Genomic DNA, 632 nt, shown 5'->3' on the forward strand with positions numbered 1-632 from the left:
CCACAACGCACCGCATCCGACAAACGCTCCAACACCAACACACCCAAACCCTCAGACCAACCAGTCCCATCCGCCCCCTCCCCATACGACTTACACCGACCATCAGGCGCCAACCCACGCTGCCGCGAAAACTCCACGAACACACCGGGAGTCGCGTTCACCGCGACACCGGCCGCCACCGCGAGTCCGCACTCGCCGCGCCGCAGCGCCTGCATCGCGAGATGGATCGCCACCAGTGAGGAAGAGCACGCCGTGTCGACCGTGACGGCTGGGCCGATCAGCCCGAATGAATACGCCACCCGCCCCGACAGCACGCTTGCCGCGGAACCGATCCCCCAGTGGCCGCCGAGGTCGGTAGTACTCGAGCGCGCGAGGTGTGCGTAATCCGAGGTCGATCCGCCGACGAAGACGCCGGTGTCGCTGCCCCGCAACCACACCGGATCGATACCCGCATCCTCGAACGCCTCCCACACCCCCTCCAACAACAACCGCTGCTGCGGATCCATCGCCAACGCCTCACGCGGACCTATACCGAAGAACCCCGCATCGAAATCCGCAGCACCGGAAACAAACCCACCCGAACGCGTGTAAGTCGTACCGGGATGATCCGGATCAGGATCGTAGAGCGCCCC

At 65.3% G+C, this 632-nt stretch carries 1 protein-coding gene; it reads right to left on the bottom strand.

The features are described 5' to 3' along the window. Positions 1-632 (bottom strand): beta-ketoacyl synthase N-terminal-like domain-containing protein (locus tag ACFO5K_RS26080; protein ID WP_378568354.1); only part of this gene is annotated, 632 nt, incomplete at both ends.

The sequence above is a fragment of the Nocardia halotolerans genome, from assembly GCF_042650145.1.
GTDB lineage: Bacteria > Actinomycetota > Actinomycetes > Mycobacteriales > Mycobacteriaceae > Nocardia > Nocardia halotolerans.